General features: G+C 51.3%; 17 protein-coding genes and 3 pseudogenes. 14 read left to right on the forward strand and 6 right to left on the reverse strand.

Going from position 1 to position 20,505, the window contains the following annotated elements; translation table 11 throughout:
- The 8 genes and pseudogenes from G6M89_RS21640 to G6M89_RS21670 all read left to right on the forward strand — a co-directional run.
- Positions 1-926 (forward strand): hypothetical protein (locus G6M89_RS21640; protein ID WP_165163976.1); only part of this gene is annotated, 926 nt, incomplete at its 5' end.
- Between the two features lie 36 nt (positions 927-962).
- A pseudogene (locus G6M89_RS21645) lies at positions 963-1,355 on the forward strand (ISH6 family transposase); the annotation flags it as partial.
- A 954-nt stretch (positions 1,356-2,309) separates the two neighbouring features.
- The gene (locus G6M89_RS21650; RefSeq protein WP_165163977.1) at positions 2,310-2,666 is read left to right on the forward strand and encodes a hypothetical protein; all 357 of its coding nucleotides are present in this window, start codon (positions 2,310-2,312) and stop codon (positions 2,664-2,666) included.
- A 194-nt stretch (positions 2,667-2,860) separates the two neighbouring features.
- Positions 2,861-3,613, forward strand: a complete 753-nt coding sequence (locus tag G6M89_RS21655; protein ID WP_343162672.1) for a nucleotidyltransferase — start codon at positions 2,861-2,863, stop codon at positions 3,611-3,613.
- The gene (locus G6M89_RS21660; RefSeq protein WP_165163979.1) at positions 3,594-4,211 is read left to right on the forward strand and encodes a DUF2062 domain-containing protein; all 618 of its coding nucleotides are present in this window, start codon (positions 3,594-3,596) and stop codon (positions 4,209-4,211) included. Before G6M89_RS21655 ends, G6M89_RS21660 begins: the two co-directional genes overlap by 20 nt.
- Positions 4,212-5,008: 797 nt before the next feature.
- A pseudogene (locus tag G6M89_RS22500) lies at positions 5,009-5,761 on the forward strand (hypothetical protein); the annotation flags it as partial.
- 219 nt (positions 5,762-5,980) lie between these two features.
- Positions 5,981-6,253 (forward strand): annotated as a pseudogene (locus tag G6M89_RS22505) (type I restriction enzyme HsdR N-terminal domain-containing protein); the annotation flags it as partial.
- A gap of 145 nt (positions 6,254-6,398) precedes the next feature.
- Positions 6,399-7,046: a site-specific integrase gene (locus tag G6M89_RS21670; protein ID WP_165163981.1), complete on the forward strand. Its 648-nt coding sequence runs from the start codon at positions 6,399-6,401 to the stop codon at positions 7,044-7,046.
- 735 nt (positions 7,047-7,781) lie between these two features.
- Here the strand turns inward: G6M89_RS21670 and G6M89_RS22180 are convergent.
- The 3 genes from G6M89_RS22180 to G6M89_RS21680 all read right to left on the reverse strand — a co-directional run bounded on the left by G6M89_RS22180 (position 7,782) and on the right by G6M89_RS21680 (position 10,719).
- Positions 7,782-8,495 (reverse strand): IS630 family transposase, encoded by a 714-nt coding sequence (locus tag G6M89_RS22180; RefSeq protein ID WP_206335671.1) that lies wholly within the window; start codon positions 8,493-8,495, stop codon positions 7,782-7,784.
- Positions 8,443-8,928 (reverse strand): helix-turn-helix domain-containing protein, encoded by a 486-nt coding sequence (locus G6M89_RS22185; protein WP_076611047.1) that lies wholly within the window; start codon positions 8,926-8,928, stop codon positions 8,443-8,445. The genes G6M89_RS22180 and G6M89_RS22185 overlap by 53 nt, the downstream gene beginning before the upstream one ends.
- Before the next feature lie 1,116 nt (positions 8,929-10,044).
- Entirely contained in the window at positions 10,045-10,719 is a 675-nt protein-coding gene (locus G6M89_RS21680; RefSeq protein ID WP_165163982.1) for a hypothetical protein, read from the reverse strand.
- A 421-nt stretch (positions 10,720-11,140) separates the two neighbouring features.
- On the opposite strand from G6M89_RS21680, the gene G6M89_RS22190 reads away from it, so the two are divergent.
- Together G6M89_RS22190 and G6M89_RS21690 are read left to right on the forward strand one after the other, a co-directional pair.
- Positions 11,141-11,851: a hypothetical protein gene (locus tag G6M89_RS22190; protein ID WP_206335670.1), complete on the forward strand. Its 711-nt coding sequence runs from the start codon at positions 11,141-11,143 to the stop codon at positions 11,849-11,851.
- Positions 11,844-12,038: a hypothetical protein gene (locus tag G6M89_RS21690; RefSeq protein ID WP_165163983.1), complete on the forward strand. Its 195-nt coding sequence runs from the start codon at positions 11,844-11,846 to the stop codon at positions 12,036-12,038. The genes G6M89_RS22190 and G6M89_RS21690 overlap by 8 nt, the downstream gene beginning before the upstream one ends.
- 181 nt (positions 12,039-12,219) lie before the next feature.
- On the opposite strand, the gene G6M89_RS21695 is transcribed toward G6M89_RS21690, so the two are convergent.
- Entirely contained in the window at positions 12,220-12,564 is a 345-nt protein-coding gene (locus tag G6M89_RS21695; protein WP_165163984.1) for a hypothetical protein, read from the reverse strand.
- Between the two features lie 497 nt (positions 12,565-13,061).
- Complete coding sequence (locus G6M89_RS21700) at positions 13,062-13,448, reverse strand: helix-turn-helix domain-containing protein (protein WP_165163985.1); 387 nt, start codon at positions 13,446-13,448, stop codon at positions 13,062-13,064.
- A gap of 333 nt (positions 13,449-13,781) precedes the next feature.
- Here G6M89_RS21700 and G6M89_RS21705 point away from each other — a divergent pair, with 333 nt between their 5' ends.
- Positions 13,782-14,138 carry a hypothetical protein gene (locus G6M89_RS21705; protein WP_165163986.1) on the forward strand — a complete coding sequence of 119 codons (357 nt, stop codon included), beginning with the start codon at positions 13,782-13,784 and terminating at the stop codon, positions 14,136-14,138.
- A 599-nt stretch (positions 14,139-14,737) separates the two neighbouring features.
- Positions 14,738-15,034, forward strand: coding sequence for a hypothetical protein (locus G6M89_RS21710; protein WP_165163987.1), 297 nt, complete (start codon positions 14,738-14,740; stop codon positions 15,032-15,034).
- A gap of 189 nt (positions 15,035-15,223) precedes the next feature.
- On the opposite strand, the gene G6M89_RS21715 is transcribed toward G6M89_RS21710, so the two are convergent.
- Complete coding sequence (locus G6M89_RS21715; protein WP_165163988.1) at positions 15,224-15,757, reverse strand: hypothetical protein; 534 nt, start codon at positions 15,755-15,757, stop codon at positions 15,224-15,226.
- 314 nt (positions 15,758-16,071) lie between these two features.
- Between G6M89_RS21715 and G6M89_RS21720 the strand changes: the two genes are divergently transcribed.
- Together G6M89_RS21720 and G6M89_RS21725 are read left to right on the forward strand one after the other, a co-directional pair.
- Positions 16,072-16,482 (forward strand): hypothetical protein, encoded by a 411-nt coding sequence (locus tag G6M89_RS21720; protein WP_165163975.1) that lies wholly within the window; start codon positions 16,072-16,074, stop codon positions 16,480-16,482.
- Between the two features lie 209 nt (positions 16,483-16,691).
- Positions 16,692-20,504 carry a helicase-related protein gene (locus G6M89_RS21725; protein WP_165163989.1) on the forward strand — a complete coding sequence of 1,271 codons (3,813 nt, stop codon included), beginning with the start codon at positions 16,692-16,694 and terminating at the stop codon, positions 20,502-20,504.
- The last annotated feature ends 1 nt before the right edge of the window (position 20,505 follow it).

Here is a 20,505-nt window from a genome sequence, read left to right on the forward strand (position 1 = left end):
AATTGACTTCTGAATTCGACCCCACCGACGAACCGTACGACATCGGGGATATCGTTCACATCCATGCACCAGAACCCGAGTATGAGCACCGATTCGGGTGCGAGGTACTCGAAGTACATCGCAACGATGAACCGACTGCGACGGCCGAAGACCACTCTTACACACTGTACGCGTACGGTATCAAGCGTGTGTTAGATTCGAAATACCCTCACGAGCACCTAATCCCGTCACCGCGTGGGTACCCGAACATCAACAACCTACTCGGTGAGTCCCCAATTGATGGAGAGAAACTTTTCGGGAAGTTCAGACGTCCCGATCTCCAGCTAATAGACAAGTACCTCACCGCAGTGGACGTTAAATCAGACCCGACGTTGGATTGGCTGAACGAAATCAGGAAGGGTGACGTAGATCGAATCAATTCCGTGTTTGCCGAACTGTACCTTCTGTACTACCTGCGGGAAGTGTACGGCTCGGAGCAGGTGTCAATGAACGCAACGCTTTCTGACGAGGGTGACTCGAAGGATTTTGACCTTCGACTCATCACTGACAATCAGGATATCTGGATCGAAGTTACGAAACCTGATCATGCCGCAGAATTAGAAGGCGGATTCGGGTTCGGAATGGGGACACGAACGACGAATTCGATTGATAGGAAACTCAAAAACAAGTTTGGACCCGCACGTGATGCGGTTAACGACGACGTGGTCTTGATGCTCGCGGTGTATCAGGAGGAGCGGATAACGCAAGGCTTCGAAATCGGGCGGTGGCTTGACGAGGACTACTACGATGTCGGTGAGTTCTCAGATGGGTGGGTGACGTTCACGTATCTTGGCGATCCGGACTTCAAGTACCACGAATTCACTGAGAACGGCGCGTGTTGCAGCGACGTATTCGAGGCGTTGACCGAAGTTGAGGAACCTCGATAATACTGTCTGGCTCTGTTGAAATCCTCACCGGCTAACAAATTATCGGTCGCCAAGCACCGTCCAAACGAAGAGTTCGCGGCGAGCCGCAAGCGGATCGTGCGAACGACCGGGCGTATAGAGAAAACAGCGTGGCAGTTGGATCAGTACGGATCAGAGAAGGCTGCGGGGTATCTCCGACGGTGGTTGCCGTCAATCGTGACATTTGCAGAGGCAGCCATCGAGCGGCTGATGGGAGAAGTCAGCAAGCGCTATAAGAACCAGTGGATGCGCTGGACAGCAGAAGGATTGGAGGCGTTGTTCCAGCTTCGAATCGTGAAGTATGCTGATCCATTGTACTACAAGTCATTCCTCGACGAACTGTTCCAGCGATCGACCAAAACAGCAATGAGCTGTGAACTTTCAATTGAGAGCACTGGAGGCAAACTCTAGACCGCTTTGCGACGCGACCAGTAAATTACTAGGAACCGCCCGACAGCAACCGATTTTCATTTGGAATCCGCGCACCCTGATTAAACAGGAAGAAGCAGAATGCGGTCGGATAGAGATAGTCAAATATCTCTCTATGGTAAATTCGAATCGTTTTCTATCTAGCGGGCTCACTCCAAACGAGGGATCCCCGCATAACCAAAGAGGAGATAGAGTATTTACGCACAACAGGGGTAGGTCCGGGGAGATTACTGATTTCCTGTTTAATAAATACTCCTCAACTAGTACTCTGTTTGTTGTAGAACGGGAGACCATCGGCTCAAAGCAGTTGAATTGGCGGCAAGAAACAGACGTTCCTCGCCGCACACTAAGGATTGCAATTGACCTTAGTACACTCACAGCATTAAAGAATGTGCTTTCTGAAACCTGGTTTCTAACTCATTACCCCAGGGGTTCAACTACGTCAGACACCCTTCGAAGCCCCTGAGTTACCCTCAAATAAATGTAAATATTGTTAGTATATAATCGGGATCCTTTATAACAGATTGAAGTCCAAAATTCATTACCTCAAAAGTCGCTTCCGTATTGCGATTTTCGTAGCTGTCTGGGCGGCGAAACACTTATATTGTGAAAGTCCCATTATCTGATAGGGTCCGAAATGACTCTCGTCGCACACTAAGGATTGCACCCTCGCCTACGAGGGCGAGGAAGTGTGGACGATCAAAACTACCGCGAGATGGGTAGCCGAGTGATACGAAACACCGGCTTCTCGTGGGGTTAGCGTCTACCGACTAGCTCTCGGAACAGCCCGGTAAACGGGCTGCTCCATTAGCTGGTGAGCCACCGCCCTGGTCGGTTTCAGAGCAGTGGCCACTGGTTGCATTGAGTGTCGGAAGCTATGGCGCTATTCTACCCGTGATGGCCTGCTCGGGCCGAAACCGAGCATGATCGCCACATATGAACGGTAGAAATCAGCGTTCGACGGTATCACACTCACCCTCGATTAGCGAGGATGACGAACTAGCACAGATCGCCCAGCAGATCGCATGTCCCAACTGCGGAGACCTTCCGGTTTCCCTCGTCGAAGTACTTTCACCAGACGAAGTCTCCGATGAGAGTGTCAAAGCGTTCAAAAATGGTCTCAAGGGAGCGCTCGTCGGCGGGATCACCGGTGCCCCACTCGGTCCAGGAGGGATCGGCCTCGGAATGGCTGGTGGCGCACTCATCGGGAGTGATCAAGGACGCAAACAGGCAAAGAAAGAGCGTCTGGTTGTCTCCTGTCCGTGCTGCGGGTACCATGGGAGGTGTGACTGATGGCGATCCCCGAAAGCCAGTTTGAAGGCTGGTACAAGACAGGGGCTGATGCTGGTTCTGCCACTGCTCGCGGACGAATAAAGCGAATACTCGAAATGGACCGGTCTCCGATCCAGCAAAATGAGGACTGCTCATTCAAAGTGTTCCTTCAGGGATCCTATAAGAATCACACCCACACCAGGGGATCTAGCGACGTGGACATCGTCGTGAAGCTAACCTCTGCATGGCGGCGTGACCTGTCGAATCTAACTTCGACTGAGCGGGACCGGTACCACAACAACTCGGGGTCAGCGGATTACAGCTACACTGAGTTCAGTGACGACGTGTGGAACTGGCTCCGGCGGCAATTCAATAATCCAGGTGACCGGATCTCTCGTGGGAACAAGGCGATCGCCATCGAAAGCGACCGCCTTCCGGTTGACGTCGATGTCGTTCCGTGTGCGGATTACCGGATCTACAACAGTTACCCGCCGACCGAGTCCAATACAGAACCCGATATCGACCACGGGATGTACTTCGACGCGCAGAGAACAGGCGAACGGATCATCAACTATCCACAGATCCACTACACAAACGGGTGCCAGAAGCACTCGAAATACAAAGAGACCGTCCGTATCTTCAAAAACGCGCGTGACTACTACAACGATCACTTCAGCACCTGGCAAACGATCGACGCGCACTCCTACGGCATCGAATGTCTCATCTACAACGTTCCAGATGAGATTCTACAACGGTCACGCCGACGTGACCGCTTCATCGAAGTCCTAGATCATCTCCAAGACGAGAGCACCGATCTCAGCGGATTCGATCAAGTGTCGGAAGAGGAGTTGCTATTCGGAGACAGTAACACCCAGTGGGACCTCACCAACGCAGAACAGTTACTCAGCCGGCTCCGCGAGATGTGGAACGAGTGGTACGATAAACAGAATGCACAGCTACTCCACTGATCAGCCTCGACGCCACCAGTGGTACATCTGGATAGGCGTCATCGCAGCCTCAGTAGCATTTCTGCCGCTAGCGGCAGGGAGCCTAAAGGGAATTCCCCTTGGAGTCCTCGTCGGAGGGCTCTATTACGGTTTCACACGCTGGCTGTGGAAATGGAGCGTTCTCCGGGCGTACAACATCGTTGAGGTTCCAGTTTTGGACGGCGAGTGGGAGGGGTATCTCTACACATCGAAAGACCCTGCGGAGATAGATGACGAGCTCATCGTCAAAACGGGAAAACAACGAGATGGACTCACCAAAATGGAAACCTCGCTCAGGATCGAACAAACCTGGGATAAGGTCTTAGTGTCGTTAGACGGGCCAGAGTCCAACTCTGGCAGCCAAGGAGCGACGATCCTCGTGAAGGAGAACGCTTGGCCCACGATCGCGTACAACTACGTCAATGATGGCGGTTACGCGAACGATGATTTGGACATGCACTATGGGACAACGACGCTCCAGTACGATGCTGACGAGGATAAACTCGAAGGTCCCTACTACACTCGCCCGGACCAAAGAGGGAATCATGGAATCCTAGAGCTGTACCGAAAAAGCCAGTGACGGATGAATCAAACCCTTAGTGTTGAAGGGGTGTGTATGGATCAGATCCGTAATTCAGCGGTTCTGAACAAGTGTTCCTTCTGCTACTTTGGTCAAATGAGGCTACACTCGGTCTTTTTGTGCTCTGGCTTACTGAGAACCGATTCTCCGTTTAAGTCATTCTCGTCACAAGGGGTAGATATGACGGGAGACGGATTGTTCTGATGCGCGTCGTACTCTTGAGAGACGTTTCTCTCGAATGAATTGAGGTGAGTCGAGAGCAGAGGCCCATCTGTATCTCAAATGTAGAGTGCGAAGATTTAAGCCAGCACAAGCTCCTGTCGACAGTGCCGGAACCTCACTTCCTTGTGTGGTGATCCCGCGCAGTGGGGGCTGCGCGGGGTTTGAATCCGTTCATTCATAGACCAATCCATCCCTGTCATAGCGCTACTGAGGGTCGTGATCGGTGGACTCAGTCTCGGTGACCTTCTTCCCTTGTAACGGCCATTCCCGGTCTATCTGTCTAATTAGTTCTGACGCGGGCATCCGTTGCTCTACTGCGATTTTATCGATTAGTTCCCACGCTCGCTCTTCTCTGGGACTATTGACCTCGTTCGGATTTCCAGCCCACGTCGAGAGTGCTTCAATGATTATCGCTGCGTCTTGGGGGTGTAGGCCATGTGTCGGCATACGCCGGTTGGAGGCCCTTTCATTGATAAAATCTCGGATCAGAAAGAACACTTCGGCATTAGTGTGTTATCGGCGCGATTGAACATGGTATACGGAAAGGACATGTACCCATCATTAGATGTAAGAGTATGGCTCAGGCGGGAAACTCCGAACTGGTAGATGCGTTCACTCAATTCTTCGAAAGCTACTACGATACCGGAATTAAAGAACTCGCTAAGCGATACCCAAACAAACAGCGGTCACTCCACATCGACTGGGAGGACATCTACCGGTTCGATCCCGACCTTGCGGACGACTTCCTGAACCATCCCGAGCCACTCCAGCGCTACGCCGAGGAGGCGCTACGACTGTACGACCTTCCGATTGACGTCAGCCTCGGCCAGACCCACGTCCGCGTCCGGAATCTGCCCGATACCGAGTCGCCCGAGATCTGCGAGCTACGTGCACGCGACATGAACAGTCTCGTCCAACTCCGCGGAATCGTCATCGAATCAACCGACGTAAAACCGAAAGTCGTAGACGGTGCCTTTGAATGCCAGCTCTGCGGAACACTCTCCAGAGTTCCACAATCAAGCAGTGACCTACAGGAACCACACGAGTGCCAAGGCTGCGAACGCAAAGGACCGTTTCGACTGAACTTCGATCAGTCCGAATTCATCGACTCGCAAAAGATCGTGATAGAGGACGAAGCAACAACATCGCCAGAACCACCAGGATCCATCGAAGTAGAACTGGAGGATGATATCACAAATGAGGTCTCTAACGGTGATTTCGTCGATGTGACCGGTGTTCTTCGACTCGCGGATGATAATTCTGGTAATACGTTTGAAACACACTTAGAGGGAATGTCCATTGAACTCGTAGATTATGACGAACGTGAACACTGGCCAACTATCGAACCGACTACAGATAGCGAGGGCTTCAAGATGGACCTGGAAGCGTTCGTGGAACGCTCTCGTCGGGTGTTGCAATCACACGAGTATCTGGATGAGACGAGTGCGAAAGCGAAGATCATCACACCGTTCATCAAGTTGCTCGGATGGAATATCTATAGCACGGACGTTCTCATGGAGTATCCTCGCGGGGATTCGGATATCACTGATCGTGTCGATTATGCGTTGATAGAAAATGGTGATCTGAAGGTATGCATTGAGGCGAAGCGTCCGACTGTGAATTTGGATGCGAAGACAGGGCAATTGAAGCGGTATATGCGTCTTCACCGGTGTAACTGGGGGTTGCTCACAAATGGAGATCGGTACATTATTCTTCGAGACGAGAAGGAGTTCGAGCTTGACGATATTATTCGAGAGGTGGATTGCGAACTAGAGCACTTAGTCAAGCGAGAATCCGCGTTGGCTCCGCTTCGACGATAGAACACATCGAAGACAGTGTCCCCCTGGGAACCATTTAGGGAGAAGTTATTCAGCAGACAGAATCTCGGGCGACTGTTGGAATCTGTTAATAGATTCCCACACTCGGTACGACTAAGTAGACTTCTATTTATATACTATCCAGAACATGACAACGCCATCTGCAAATTCCCACGCTCACCAAGCAGCAGCCTGGCTCAAACCTCGCCAAGTCCGCGAACTCCGAACCGCAGCTCAAAGCACTAACTCACTCTCTTACCTCCGCGATCGAAACGAGGCAATCGTCACTTTGCTATATGACACTGGCCTTCGAGTTGGCGAACTCGTCGCGCTTGACGTCGAGAATCTGCACTTCAATGACGATCCAGCGTATCTTGCGCTTCCAGCATCGATTCAAAAAGAGTATCCGACAGATCGCTCGCCACGGTACCAAGAGATGAACTTGAGTGTCGATGAAACAACCTATGACACGGTTCCGCGGCTCCAGTCATACCTCAATAATCGCTGGAAGGACAGCGATGCTCTCTTCCCGAGTCGGCAAGCCGATCGCATGACTACCGAAAGTGTTCGTCGAGTGCTTCGTGCCCTCGCTGAGACAGCCGATGTGCGACCGCACACGATCGAAGGGGTCCAAGGTTATCCCACAGATGTAACGCCGCATACGCTCCGTCACAGCGTCGCGTATCGAATGTTGCATGCAGAGGACGGATACTCACTATACGACGTCCGGAATCGTCTCCGACATGCGACCATTCAAACAACCGAACGAGTCTATGATCACTTCGATCGCATCTAAGTTACAGCAACACGGCTCTGTTGAAACCCTCAAATAGGTAGGAACTGCGTCGGGATCATAGTGCCGTGAGTACGTTCGACACAGCGGTAAACTGAAGTGAACCAAGGTATCTGTCGACATATGCTCCGACGCTCATACCTCAAAATCCTCACCGGTCTCTCGACACTCCCATTTATTCCTAACTTCACTCCAGAGCCACGTCTCCCCGCAGATGGTCACCTCATGTATTGGTTCCATTTTCGAGGTGCTATCGAGCGAGAAATACCGATGAGTACCGAACGGTCCCGAGAACACGTCGTTAACGAGATGACTTTCAAAAAGACCACCGAGCAAGAGGCAATACAAGCATTGGAGTTGGCGGACGCTGGGTATTACACCTTGGAGGATATACCCGAAAACTGGCGGTCCTATTTCGAGGATATAGAGCAGTCTTTAGAGCGTTTGTGATGTCGCTGCATCGGGAAATTGTTTTGATTTACACTGTTTCGGAGACATAGGCGTTCTCTTCACCGAATTCAGTGAAACGAGCACCATATGGTTTTTCGAGGCGTCACACTGGGACGAATTTGACTGTGACATCGAGGCTTCCGGCAGTGGCGAAGCGGGTGGGCGCTCTCACAACTTCATCGAAATAGTAGAACCCGACGCTATATGGCGATTCACCATAGCCCACAGGTTGAAAGATCGGAGCGCGACAAATCTGATCGATTCTGTTGGCGATTACTCAGTGTAGCTTCAAGCGTGAATCTGTAGATCCTCTTCGGTCTCAATTGGGTAGAGTTGGCGTAGTTTGATCCGGGCATCGTCAGTAGTAAACTGCCAGTCAATGGGACGATTGGTCGTGTTTCGACGCCTCTGCCACGCAGCGACCTCCGCTCGGAGGGTCGCTGCGTGGTAGATTCGCCGATCGAGACACTGCCGTTTGAGGACGCCTATTTCGATTTCGGCCATATTCAGCCAACTTCCTCTCTTGGGCGTGTAATGAAACTCGAACCGATCAAGATACGCTTGAGCATACTCTGGCGGGAAAAACTGATAGAAGGCAGCAGGCTTGTGTGTGTTGAGCTGATCCATCACAACCCGGATGCAGTCCGCATCCGGGTAGTGAACATCTGCGAGTTCGACCATTCGGTCGATCCATTCTATTGTTCGCCTCTTCTCGGTGATTTCGACGTTTACCCAGCCAGTTAGCGGCTCTGTCGAGAGATGTATTCGTTGTTTCCCATTGCGTTTGTAGCGGTGATCGGATCGGGCGACCGCTCCCGGTCGGGCCGGGAGCGGGTCGCGTTCGTGTCCTCGTAGAGCCTTGCTAGATTCGTCAAAACAGATGACTGGACGGGTTTCGTCGTACGGTTCGTGGTAGAGATTGAGAACATCTTCCATGTAGTAGACGAAGTCAGCGTCCTGTTCTGGAGGTATCTCCCAGTAGCTGGAGAGATGAGGTTTCAGGGCGTTTTTTTAACCGCTGTCGGACGGCCTCGTGAGAGATCGACTCGAAGTCGATCTCGTCAAGGGTAACGAGTTCGTCGGCAAGGAGGTGTAGTGTCCACCGAGAGTGTCCTTCTGGTGGTTCGCTGCAGGCGAGTTTGATGAGGTGGGCTTCGGCGTTTCCGTCAAGCTTGCGTTCGTACTCACGGTCGGGTTTGCGGCGATGAATCGCCGCAATCCCTCGTTCAGTGTAGTCTTTGCGTGTGTTGTGGACGGTTTGGGGGTGACAGCCGACGTGCTCACTGATTGTCGCATCAGTGAGCCCGTCGTCAGCTTTCAGAAGGATACGTGCGCGTGTGTTGGCTTGCGCCCTCTGTTCACCGGCGGACGTGAACCATTCGAGCGTCTTGCGATCTTCGTCGCTGAGCTCAACAATGTACTTCTTCGCTCCCATTTGGTAAGAGACGCGCTCAGAGAAGATACGTTAGACGTTCACTGTTGAAGCTACACTCAGCCACTGTTTGTGGTCTCACGGGGGTCCGAAACAAATTCGTAGCAACCAGAGTCGTATTTGTTTTCTAAGTGACCGGCAAGGGCGAGTCGTTGAATCCGGTTCTGCACGGTTTGACGGACCGGATTATCTAATTCTGAGAGGACGCCGCGCTCGTCGAGAGCCCGGTATACCTCAGTCGGAGTTGCTTTGCCCCAAGGTTCACCGGATCTGCCTTCAAGGAAGTAATCCAAGATGGCAGAGTCCAGCTCATCGATAGCATCAGGGCTAAGCGGCACGATTTTGACTATGCATATCGCTTTGCTAATAACTGTCGGATTAATTTTGCTAAAACAATTATATATAGCATTGCTAATAGCTTGGCGAATAGCAAAGTCATAAGTAATCCTGATCAATACACTCTGTTGCCGTCTCGAACGGCAGGCAAGCACAGGATGGATTCGTCCCAAAACCCCCTGATGGTCAATACGGGATACCGTGGTGGGTGCCTTGTGAGAGACCCCGACGTCTTCCCATGTGGGCGAATCCCGGGTTCGACTCCCGGCTTGTCCTTTGGGTGGCGACCAACGCCGGTCAAAAACAGATGCCTATAAAATTTCAGTACACCTGTCCTGACTGCGTCCGAACAGTCGAGTGGATATTCAATGAGGAGGAGGGACGGCTTGAGCCGGACGGACTCACTGGATGCTTGGGGAAAAATTGCATGAAGATTCACCGTGCATCAGCGATAGTAGTTAGTGAAGAAGAAGCAGAGAAAGTCAAACAATCAGGACTGTAATACCACGCACCAAAATAACGATGCCAACCGAACTCAAATACAAATGCCCTGACTGTGGTTGGATAATTAAGTGGATCTACGACGAGGAAGAAGAGAGCTTCAAGTCTGATGGATTAATGCGATATCCAATACCACTACACGTTCTTCCGTATTGATGAGGATCTGGACCAGGAATTAGAGCGTTTGACGGCGAGGTCAATCGGGGACAATCCCCGTTCTTCATTACCTGTACAGTATACCGATTCACTGAAACCAAAAGTTCCGAAAGGAGATCGTTAGAGTTACTCTTTAATATCAGAGGGAATTTTTTTCGAGATCCATTGAAGGATTTCGGATTTAGCACGCTCCTTCTTGTCCTTGATAGCAGGAATGACCCCTTTGTCATCGAGAAATTGACCAAGTTTAGCGATGCTAATCGGGACAAAGCTGGATATGATGACAACGAATCCACCACCGAGGAAAATCAGACCCCAGAACTCAAAATCAGGACCGATATCGATGGAAAAGTACTGATCAAAAAGTAATACAACGAATCCTACAATAACAATAAAAGCTGCACCTCCAATTACACTATTCCATTTGCTTATCATACCCTCCCAGTAAGATGAGTCCTCAACTTCAGGCCGCTCCAGTACGAGTTCGTCGGGTATCTTCTCGGCATCGACACGAGACCACTCTATCACAGAAACGTCAACCTCCCCTCCAGATTGTTCCTCATCTGGAACCCACCAGACAGCTCCCCGACCAACCGAAATGCTACTCACCTCACCTCTTTCCTGGAGTTTCTGGAGATGGTTATTGACAGTCTGCTTTCCGACGGAGACCCAGTCAAGATCGACGATATCTCGTGGCCGTACGACGGGTGTACCACGTTTATCACAGAGTTCAATGACTGCGGCCTTCACCTCCTCACTGCTAATCTTTTGATTTGGAGCCTGTGAATCTGCCCGGGTCATCACGGTATATCGCCAAATTAGTGTTAACTCTATATAAATTATAGATGAACCAAATACCACGATATCGGCTTACACTCAACCGTAGGCAAACTACAGTTGAGCCAATAATGGCGTTTATATCGGTCGAGAATGACAAGGAGAATAGAGAAACATGATAGAATGACAGATTTGCGCTGGTTGGCCGCAGTGCTGGCTAATCAGTTCTGAGATACCCGACTGGGTCCGGCCCAGCCGAGGCGTCTGTGGGAGGATGCTCGGTTTGGCCGTCCCAGTGGAATAGGACGGGCACTTGCAGTATAGCCCGTGCATGGAGGATAGTACCTATTCACCTAAGATTACCGATTGAGGGGGGTGGGTGCTCTGCACGAGTTGTTCTGTGGGTGCCGGAATTACACCTCACCATACAATACAGACAGCAATAATGAAATCCGGCGCAATCGGTGTCATCACAACTGACTCCGGCTCACCAACGATCAACACGAACCCGTTCCCGGCGATCAAAACAAACGGGGAACACGATCTGCGATCGACAGTCGTAGAAGAGTGGACGCAACAGGCGTTTGATGGAACAACCCTGAACAAGGGAAGAGCAGCGACAGAAACGACGGAGCGAATCAAAACAATACGCGTTACCGCAGACGGACAGATCGAGCAGGGCGAAGAGAAAGTCGAAGTCGCTACCCACATAACAGACTTTCTCCGTTCGCCCGGTGAATTCGTCATCACTGAGAGCACCAAAGACGAATTTGCACATCAGCTCCTGAAGGAGGCTACAGGAGAAGCGATTCACCCTGCGCTTGTAGATCTTGGAAGCTTCGTTAAGGCAACACCAGGTGCTAAACCCTGGATGAGCTGGTTCCGTAGCGAGGGTGGTCCAATCAGTGCGGGGTCAGCCTACGGCGACATCAACAGTGCTCCAGAGTTGGCCCAGTATGTCGAAGAACACCAGAACACACAACTCGGGCTCCGGAACGTGGAATTCAACGGCCGACAGCTGAAACTCGTGCTGTCACGAAGCGGCTGGGTCGCTATCTACGAACCAAAAGATATGGACACCATCGAATTCGCCCGGTTTGTCCGACAAAAAGTGCTTCCACACGCAAATCCGAAACTGGTGAATCTCAATGATTGAGTCAATCGTCCCCCTGTTGGCGCTGCTGGCAGGTGTCTATCTTATTGCCGCGGTTGCTGATGCGATGCTAGGACAACCTCGAACCCGCAGTGGACAGTTCGCACCGCATCGAACGACGAGCATTGAGACCGGGTTCAAACTCGCATGCTTCCTGTCTCTCGGGATTGTGCTGCTTATTCTGCTCTAATCTCACTAATCTCTGTGTCACCCATCCAGGGAGACATATTCTGTTCTGGTTATACGATTTCCTATATCGAACCATATATTCAAAAATATATGGTTAGCTATAGGCCGAGAGCGCTAAATCTGATTTGGAATCCCATCGGTCAACGGCACGGGAATCCCCGGCGTTTACGCTGGAGAGGCTGTCACTTCGCGTAGTCTTCGTGTACCTTCTCTTCGATACGCTCTTCCGAGTAGTCACAGGCGTAGTCGTGGACGTCGTCCATCACGTGTTCGAACTCCTCGTCGTCTGCGTACGCCTCATCCCGCTTGATCACCCACCCTTCTCCACGTTCTCGGGACAGGTACCGAACGTGCTCGTCGGTAATAATGATGAGATCCTCGGTATACTCACCATCTCCCTGAATTGGCGTCTGCCAAGTCGGTGAGATGGCCCGTCGTATGTTATCAATGCCGTCAATCGCTTCAACAGCAGATCTACTGAGTGGTTTATCAGGAATCGACGAAACGAGACCGGATTCTTTCGACATGGTAGTTCCCTCGCAGACACAACATATGAAGATTTCCCGAAGAGTCCGGGCACCTTTTTGTCGTTGAGATACCTCGTCGGACGCATATACCCAAGCTTTCCGACCGTCTTTACAGCGTGAGAGAGTTCCCGGAGCTGCGAGAGATCGACGACCCCAATAACCCAACTCCAGACGAGGCTCCGGTCAAACTCAAGGGATCGAGGTCATTCAGCCAAGCTCTCGGGAACTACCTGGCAGAACCAACAGCGCCGGAAAAGACGCAAATCCCGACATCGTCCTCCAGTACGGGCAAAACCCGGAGTTGACCGTCTGAATTGCGAGGTACCGTACCACTCACGAGTGCCGAAAATCGGCGTAGAACGATAGAGGAGCGAGTCGGTGACAAAGAATTCGATTAAAGCTGTAGTGGGTGGGGAAATCCTAAAAAAGCTCAAAAAAAAACGATTTCGGGACGTGAAGTAGGGTGTAGGCCAAGAAGATTGGTCCCATAGCAAAATTCAGACAACTGGTTCGATGACGACGTGGTTGTGCTTGAGCCGTGGAGCTTTCGCACGACCTTCTTCGACATACTCGACGACATCGATGGTGGCGAGCTTCTGTAGATCGCGGCTGACGACACCTTTGTCGTAGTCCAGTTCATCAGCGAGCGCGCGAACCGAGTGGGGATTATGTTCCTTCAGGTAGTCGAGAATCTCCAAGCGCCGGTCGTGGAAGACGTCTTCAGCTCGTTCACGAGCGAGTACGAGTGTGTCCGGGAAACCGTGCTGCGTCAGCGCTTCCGAGAAAGAATTCCGGAATTCCAGGCGAGAATCTACTTCGGCCTCCCCAGGATCGAACTCGTTCGGATCAGGGATCGAAGCGTGGCGGTCTTCAAATTCAGGCATTATTATATCCTCCTGACCGTTGTTAGGATTGCAACGGTAAAAAAGGCTTCGTTCATTTGCTAGTCGCCCATAATAACGATATTTCAATGGTGGCCAATACATTCCGAAATTTTTAAGTGTCTGGAAAATAAAGGAAATAGTGAGGACAGTATCTGTCTCGCTCTCCGCAGCAATTTTGCGAGAACGTTCGAGAGCGTAGGTCTGCGTCGTGATATCGTCACCTGAAGATGAGCGCGCACGATAGCGGAGTTGCAGGAGATAGAGAACCCCGACAGAATTTAAGCCAATATATGATGTCTAATCGAACTCTTACGAACGCACAGGTGAACAGAGATGTATAGTTTCGAATCAATCGACCTCGGTACATACCGTGGTGACGACTACTTTTTGACGGGCTTCGTCGAGCCCGAACCATCCGAAGGAGAAGACTACAACCCGGACAAAAATGCGGAGAACTACGGTGTGACGGTGGTACGAGAGGGAGCGCATCCTCTTGAGGATAACATCGAGATTGTCCGTATGGATACCAAACATGGACAACCGCATATGGATTTGGTCTACCTCCCACCAGACACAGATGAGGAGCGAAAGGTGTGGCTGGATGACGAGTACACGTACAAACGGATGAAACAGTATCTACTGGCGAACTGGGAGATATTTGTTGACCGCTACATCCAGCACAATGAGTAGGAGGCTGAAGTAGGAGGCTGAGGCGGCGTCCTACACAACCAGGTCGAACATCAGCGACCACGAAGCGAGGACGATACACGCGTAGTAGGCTCTGTACTGACCAGTCTCTGCTCTTTGCAAATCGGCTCTCAGCCTGTACTACGTTCGTGCCCGTATCTTGCACGACGGTGGGAACATCATCTGTAGCTGGAAGGCACTGCAGTGGTCAGTTCGCACGTGTGGTGTATAGTAGATTTGCATGAATGAAGCTACAAAAAAGAGGGTTCAACAGAGCCACCTCGTTGGCTCTATTGAAATACTATTCACTGATCGAGGTTTCTACAAAGACTAACACACCAGTTTTGGTGTATTCTCGAAGGCTAGTCAGTGAATATGTGGACTGATAAGTATACTAACAAGTATGCTGACGAGTATACTGATGAGTATACTAACGAGTATACTGGCCTGTAAACTGATTCGTTAACAAGAAAGAAGACAGCCAAGAAAAAACAGAGTCGCATTTACTTGTTTATAAGAGATATAGGTTCACGCTGTACACAGTGTCTGGGTGTAATGAGAGCAAGATATTTCATGTTACAACTGTGTCGACAACCTGGACAATGGTAGATGATGACGATATTCCCGAGCTTGAACGAAGTAGCAGCAAGGACACGACCGACCATACACGAACAAACAACGAAGAAGCAGAAATTAAGGATGGATCGGTTCCCCACGGTTACGAAGATGGAACTGACGACTGGGACCTATCTGATCGTGACTATCAAATCCCAGGTATCAATAATACGGTGTACTGCCGAGGCAAAGAACATGACAGCGAAGTTGAAATGCAGCGAATTGAATCCACAAATGGAGTGTTCGAATGTAGTGTGTGCAAAAGTGTTGTTCGTATTGATTAATTTTCTGAGGTGACAGTTTATATGGATGTTTTCAAGTATCGTTCGGTGAAGCAATGAAGGTTGCAGAACTCGCTGAATCTTACGGCTGCGATATCACGGAGAGTGAATACATCCGGAAAGCGGAGATGGACGAGGAAACCAAGCAATCCCAGCATAGTTCATCCAACCACAATGAAACTGGATAGGTGACTACGGTTGCTCTTCAAGCGAGACATCCCACCCCTCGTGTACATCATCGTCCATGTAGGCAAAGTGATTCTGAGCTTGCTCGTAGGTGTCCATCCCTCGAAATTGGAAGAAGGGGGCATCACAGGCAGGGCAGGTCTCAGCATCGGAGACTCGACCAGATGATCCTCTTGTCGTCTGCTGACCCATTGTTGCGCTCATAGCCCGAGAAACGTAGTCTGTATCTCCAGGCTCGAATTGCTGTTCAATCTGAGCCAATAAGGCTAACGTCCAGTCCCTAGCATCGTCTTGGGTTATGATCTCTCCTGGGCCATCGAAGAAGTCCTCAACCACACCGACCACATCAGCTGCCCACCGAAGACTAATACTGTAGCTGTATTCTGCATCCAGCTCAGGATCAATTTCCTCCGCGTCCATCGCAAGCACGCTAACCTCGACGTCCAAGTACTGATGGCGGTAAGTATAGGTCGGATTCGGATTCTCCGAGACACGGTCCCGTTCCCAATCACCCGGAAGATCTTCGATAAGCTCCGTCATATACTATGCTCTGAAAAGTCAATAGACTCACTTAGCAATACCGGAGCGTATCATAGAACCGTCCCCAAAGAATTCATTCACCCTAAATTTCGCCGAATTGGCCTGTTAGATTGAGCTTGCTCAACAACCATTACGACACACCGACCTACGAATAGGCGGCAGAGTATCGCAAGCAAGAGCTACTGAATCCCGTCGAACCACGCATATGGGTTCTAAATCACTACATTATCGGTTCTAAGACTGTATAGCCAAACTAGTGTCAAAATTCAAAATGAGTCAAAGGGCATAAGTAGTTTTGAAATAGATATGTGAGTATGGTGCGCGAGATACGGTTCGAACTCGACGACGACCAGTTTGAAAAAATGAAAGAAATCAAAGAAGAACAAGGCAGGACTTGGGCGGGTTTGTTCGTTTCAGGTGTCAGAGAGTTAGAAGGGTCTGGCTCCAGCGGCGAACGACTCGACGGACTGAAACACGATTGGAATAAGGACAAGCGAGTGTTTCCCGAACCTGGAAATGACCGAGTTGGGTCTTTCAAGGCCGGTTGGACCAAAGCAGAAAATGGCGAGGAATTTGGTCCAAGGGCGCTCGAAGGGCTCTCGTGGCATAACCTCGGATGGCGGTTCGGGATGATATTCGACGATACCCCTACCGACCTGAAAGAAGAATTCTACCAGTGGTGTGTTAAGCAACAAAGGGAGACACAGAAGGAAGGGGAAGAGTAGGGCCCGTATCGGTCTTCTCTAGTCGGCCGGTAACTCGTCTTTTCTATCACTTTGATAAGTTCGAAAAGCGTTCTATGACATGTTGATACCGCTCTAACCACCGGAGAGTCCATCTCATCTACGGGAGTAACCCAAGAGGAGAATACAGGGCTGGACAGCAATGTATAACTAAACACTAAGTTAGCGTATTGGGTACATTCGGTAACAAGATGCTTTCTCTCCCTCCGCTTGTCGATAACGCTAACCGGACGGTCGAAGACGTCTACAAGAAAATCATCCCGGAGATCGAAGAAGCGCGCATCGCAACCGGCTACTTCTACCTGTCTGGGTTCGACCTGTACCGCGAAGATCTCGAACAACTTGCTGATCCAGGCGAACTCGGTCACGCCCCGATCCGCATCCTAATGGGACGGCAAACAAACCGCAGCACAGCAGATGAAATCGGTGAGGGCCAAAGCCTACGCGACGAACTCAGAGACGAGGTCGAAGAGAGTATTGAGGACCTTAACAACGCGCAACTAGACCGGTTAGATCGGCTGCGAGACTTCATAGCCGAAGACAAGGTTAGCATCCGTGTGCGAAACCCAAAAAACGGCTACTTCCACGCCAAAGGAGCCTCGTTCAGAGCCCCGCAAGACGATGACGACTGGGAGACTGACAACGATACGGATACGCGTCCGTGTGCGACTATTGTCGGGTCCTCAAACTTCACCGCGAGTGGCCATCGGAACAACATCGAACTGAATCTCACAAGCCAAGACCGGCCTGAAGCAGAGGCATTCGAAGACTGGTACGATAACCAGTGGGCGAATGCTGAGGACTTCAGCGAGGAGATCATCCGAATCATCGAGAACAGCGGGAAGTACCAAGATTGGCAGGAACAACAAGAAGACGAAACAGAGGACGAAGACACGCCTGATAACTTAGGGACATACATTGAGCCGTTCGAGCTGTACAAACTCCTTGCGTACGACGAGCTAAGCGGAAACGTCAACATCCGCGACAGCCCACTATACTACTTCCAGACACTCGGATACGAAAGCGCGAAGGAGAAACTCTCCCGGTTCAACGGCTGCATCATCTCCGACTCAGTCGGTCTCGGGAAATCATTCATCGGCGGTGAACTCCTGCATGACTACCGCCAACGCGGAGATCGTTGTCTCCTGATCGTGCCTGCGAACCTCACCGAACAGTGGGCAGACCTCCTCGAAGACGACACAGACGAAGACGGAAACCCGTACTTCGGGCTCGAAATCGATGGTAAACACCTGGACGTGATGAGTATCAGCAAGTTCCAGAATCTCACGTACGATGAGGTTCAGGGCCTCAAAGACGCGTTCAACGTCGTTTTGATTGACGAAGCGCATCGCTTCCGGAATCACGGGAAATGGCGACCGAACCCAGACGACGAAGACGACTACAAAGGAACTCGCCGGCACGCAAACTTGCGTCAGCTCCGTGGGAAAACAATGATAATGCTGACGGCGACGCCGATCAACAACTCAGCAACCGACCTAGAGAACCTCATCAGCCTATTCACCAGTCCAGAAGAACTGCGGAACAAGGCATCACTGGACTTCGACGCCTTCGAGGAATATATCGAGCTTTCAGAGACGCGGAAGCAGATCGCTGCCGGGAAGGAGGAAGCCACCGAAGAGGAGCAGCGAAAGATTACCGAACAGCTCCAGCGACATTCGGAAGAAATCTCGAAGATCCTGAATGAGGTAATGGTACTCCGGACGCGGAAGCACGTGAAAGACCAAATTCAGGATGAAGAGGACTTCGAGATGAGTTTCAAGCCGCCAACCCTCAGCAAGGAGCAGTACTCGCTCCCGGCGGCATACCAACCAGTATACGGGATGCTTCCGGACGTGATGGACGCGCTCCACCTTCCGCACATCACGGTGAAGAACCCGAAAGCTGGTGGGACGCTAAAGGCGCTGTATAAGCTGAACTTGCTCAAGCGGCTGGAGTCATCGACGTACGCATTCGTGCAGTCCATCGAGACACTACACCGGAGTGAACGGCAACTCCTCGGCCTTCTCGATGGGCTCCCAGAAGACGAGCAAATCGACATGCTGCGAGCGGCACAGGACGACGAAGAATCCGAAACGCTCGATGACTTCGTGGAGGGGGATGACGCTGCTGAAGACCTCGAACAGACGCTGGAAGAGTTCGGGTTCGATACGACCGCGGTCCGTGCCGACGAAGACACAGAGAGTGACAGTACGGACGAATTGGTGGATGCGACAATTGGAGAGGTGAAAACGTACATCCGGGAGGACCTGACGCTGCTGGCGTACTTCCTGTCACAGTTCATCGGTGATATCGCCCAGGACTCCGGCGATGTGAGTGACCAGGCCGTTTCAACACGGCAGTGGCTTCACGATCATAATGCCGGTGTCCTTCCGGACGTTCCAGAAGAGGAGTTGAACCCGATTCTTTACCCGCGAAGTGACCTGGGTGACGTTGATGAGGAGACACGAGAGTTCTACGAGGCGGTGTTCTCGTTACGAGAGTTCCGTGACCCGAAGGTTGAGCGGCTTGCAGACGTCCTCAACGGATATGATGACGAGAAGGTCCTCGCCTTCACCCAGTACCGTGCCACGGCAGACTACGTTTATCGAACGCTTCTCAAGGATCCTGATTCGCCCCTTACAGAGGTAAATAGTGCTGTTGTCAAAGGCGGTGACGACAACAAGCAAGACGTTATTCAGCGGTTTGCACCGGAAGCCTCGGGGTACCAGCAAACACTGGCTGAATCCGGTGAATCAGAGCTACAGTACGTCATAGCAACCGACACCCTGTCGGAAGGGGTCAACCTTCAGGACGTCTCAGTCCAGGTGTCATTTGATTTACCGTGGAATCCTATGCGTATCGTTCAGCGAGTGGGTCGTATCGACCGGATCGGGAGTACGGAAAAAAAGTACGTCCACAACTTCTACCCAGACGGTGACATCGAAGCAGCGATTAAGCTCCTGAAACGGCTACAGGCGAAGATCAACGACATCGCACTCATCGTCGGAAAGGAAAACAACATCCTCGACCCGAACGAGGACCGACTTCTAGAGAAAACTGGTGTGGAGACGGAGAAGACGATTGGCGAGTTACAGGTGGACGAGATTGAAAACTCGTTACAGAAGTCGCGCGAGATCGATGACGTAAACGAGCTCGATGACACGAGCAAGAACCCGCTCCTGCGGAACGCAGGGAGTAACGAGCACGCGGCGTACGAACGCTTCCTATTGAAGAAGGAACTGAATGAGGACTTCGGACTCACGGAAGATGACTTCGAATACGCAGCGGATTACTTTGATGAAGTACCGGAAGAACGTGAGTTCTTGTATACGAACGTCACCGATCACGATGCCGGGCCCCGACCCGGTGTATTCGCCTTAGCCCACCTCTGGTTTGATGATGCCGGCCACGAATCACCACTTGGACGTGTCCGTCGGGCGTTCTACTACAAACCGTTCACGGACGATGTCAAAGAGCGTCCGGTTGGAACGCTCAAGATCAATCCGTCAGTGAGTGGTGAGCCAATCACGGAGAACGCTGAAAGCGTGTTGGCAAACCGTGAATCAGTAGCAGACGTCCTTGATGACCGATTGGAGGCGATTCGGGAAGGTCAGGTGGAAGGTGCGTTCAAGCAGGGCGAATCGTTCTCGAAGGAACAAGAGACAATTCTGGATTTTATTTCCCACTACCTCCAGCCAAACCACGGTGAGGTGCCCGTCTCAGTCGATGACTACGATACTCTTGGCGACTGGGCTGTTGATCTCCGGGAACGTCTCCAAGACGTGAAGTTAGCCGGCACGGATGAGGATCGTATCCTTCGAGATACATTCCGACATAATGAACAGTATGACTCGTTCCCGGAATGGCCCCCTGTCAAATTCTTAGAAGAGCTTGAGAGGTTCTTGGAAGAGAATGTCGAAGAATCCACCGAATATCAAGCGAAGCTCGTGGGAGAAAGTGAGGTTCGGGCCCAGCTGATGTGTTGGGGCGTGATAGGCACGTAAG

It is taken from the genome of Natronolimnobius sp. AArcel1 (assembly GCF_011043775.1).
Taxonomy (GTDB): Archaea; Halobacteriota; Halobacteria; order Halobacteriales; family Natrialbaceae; genus Natronolimnobius.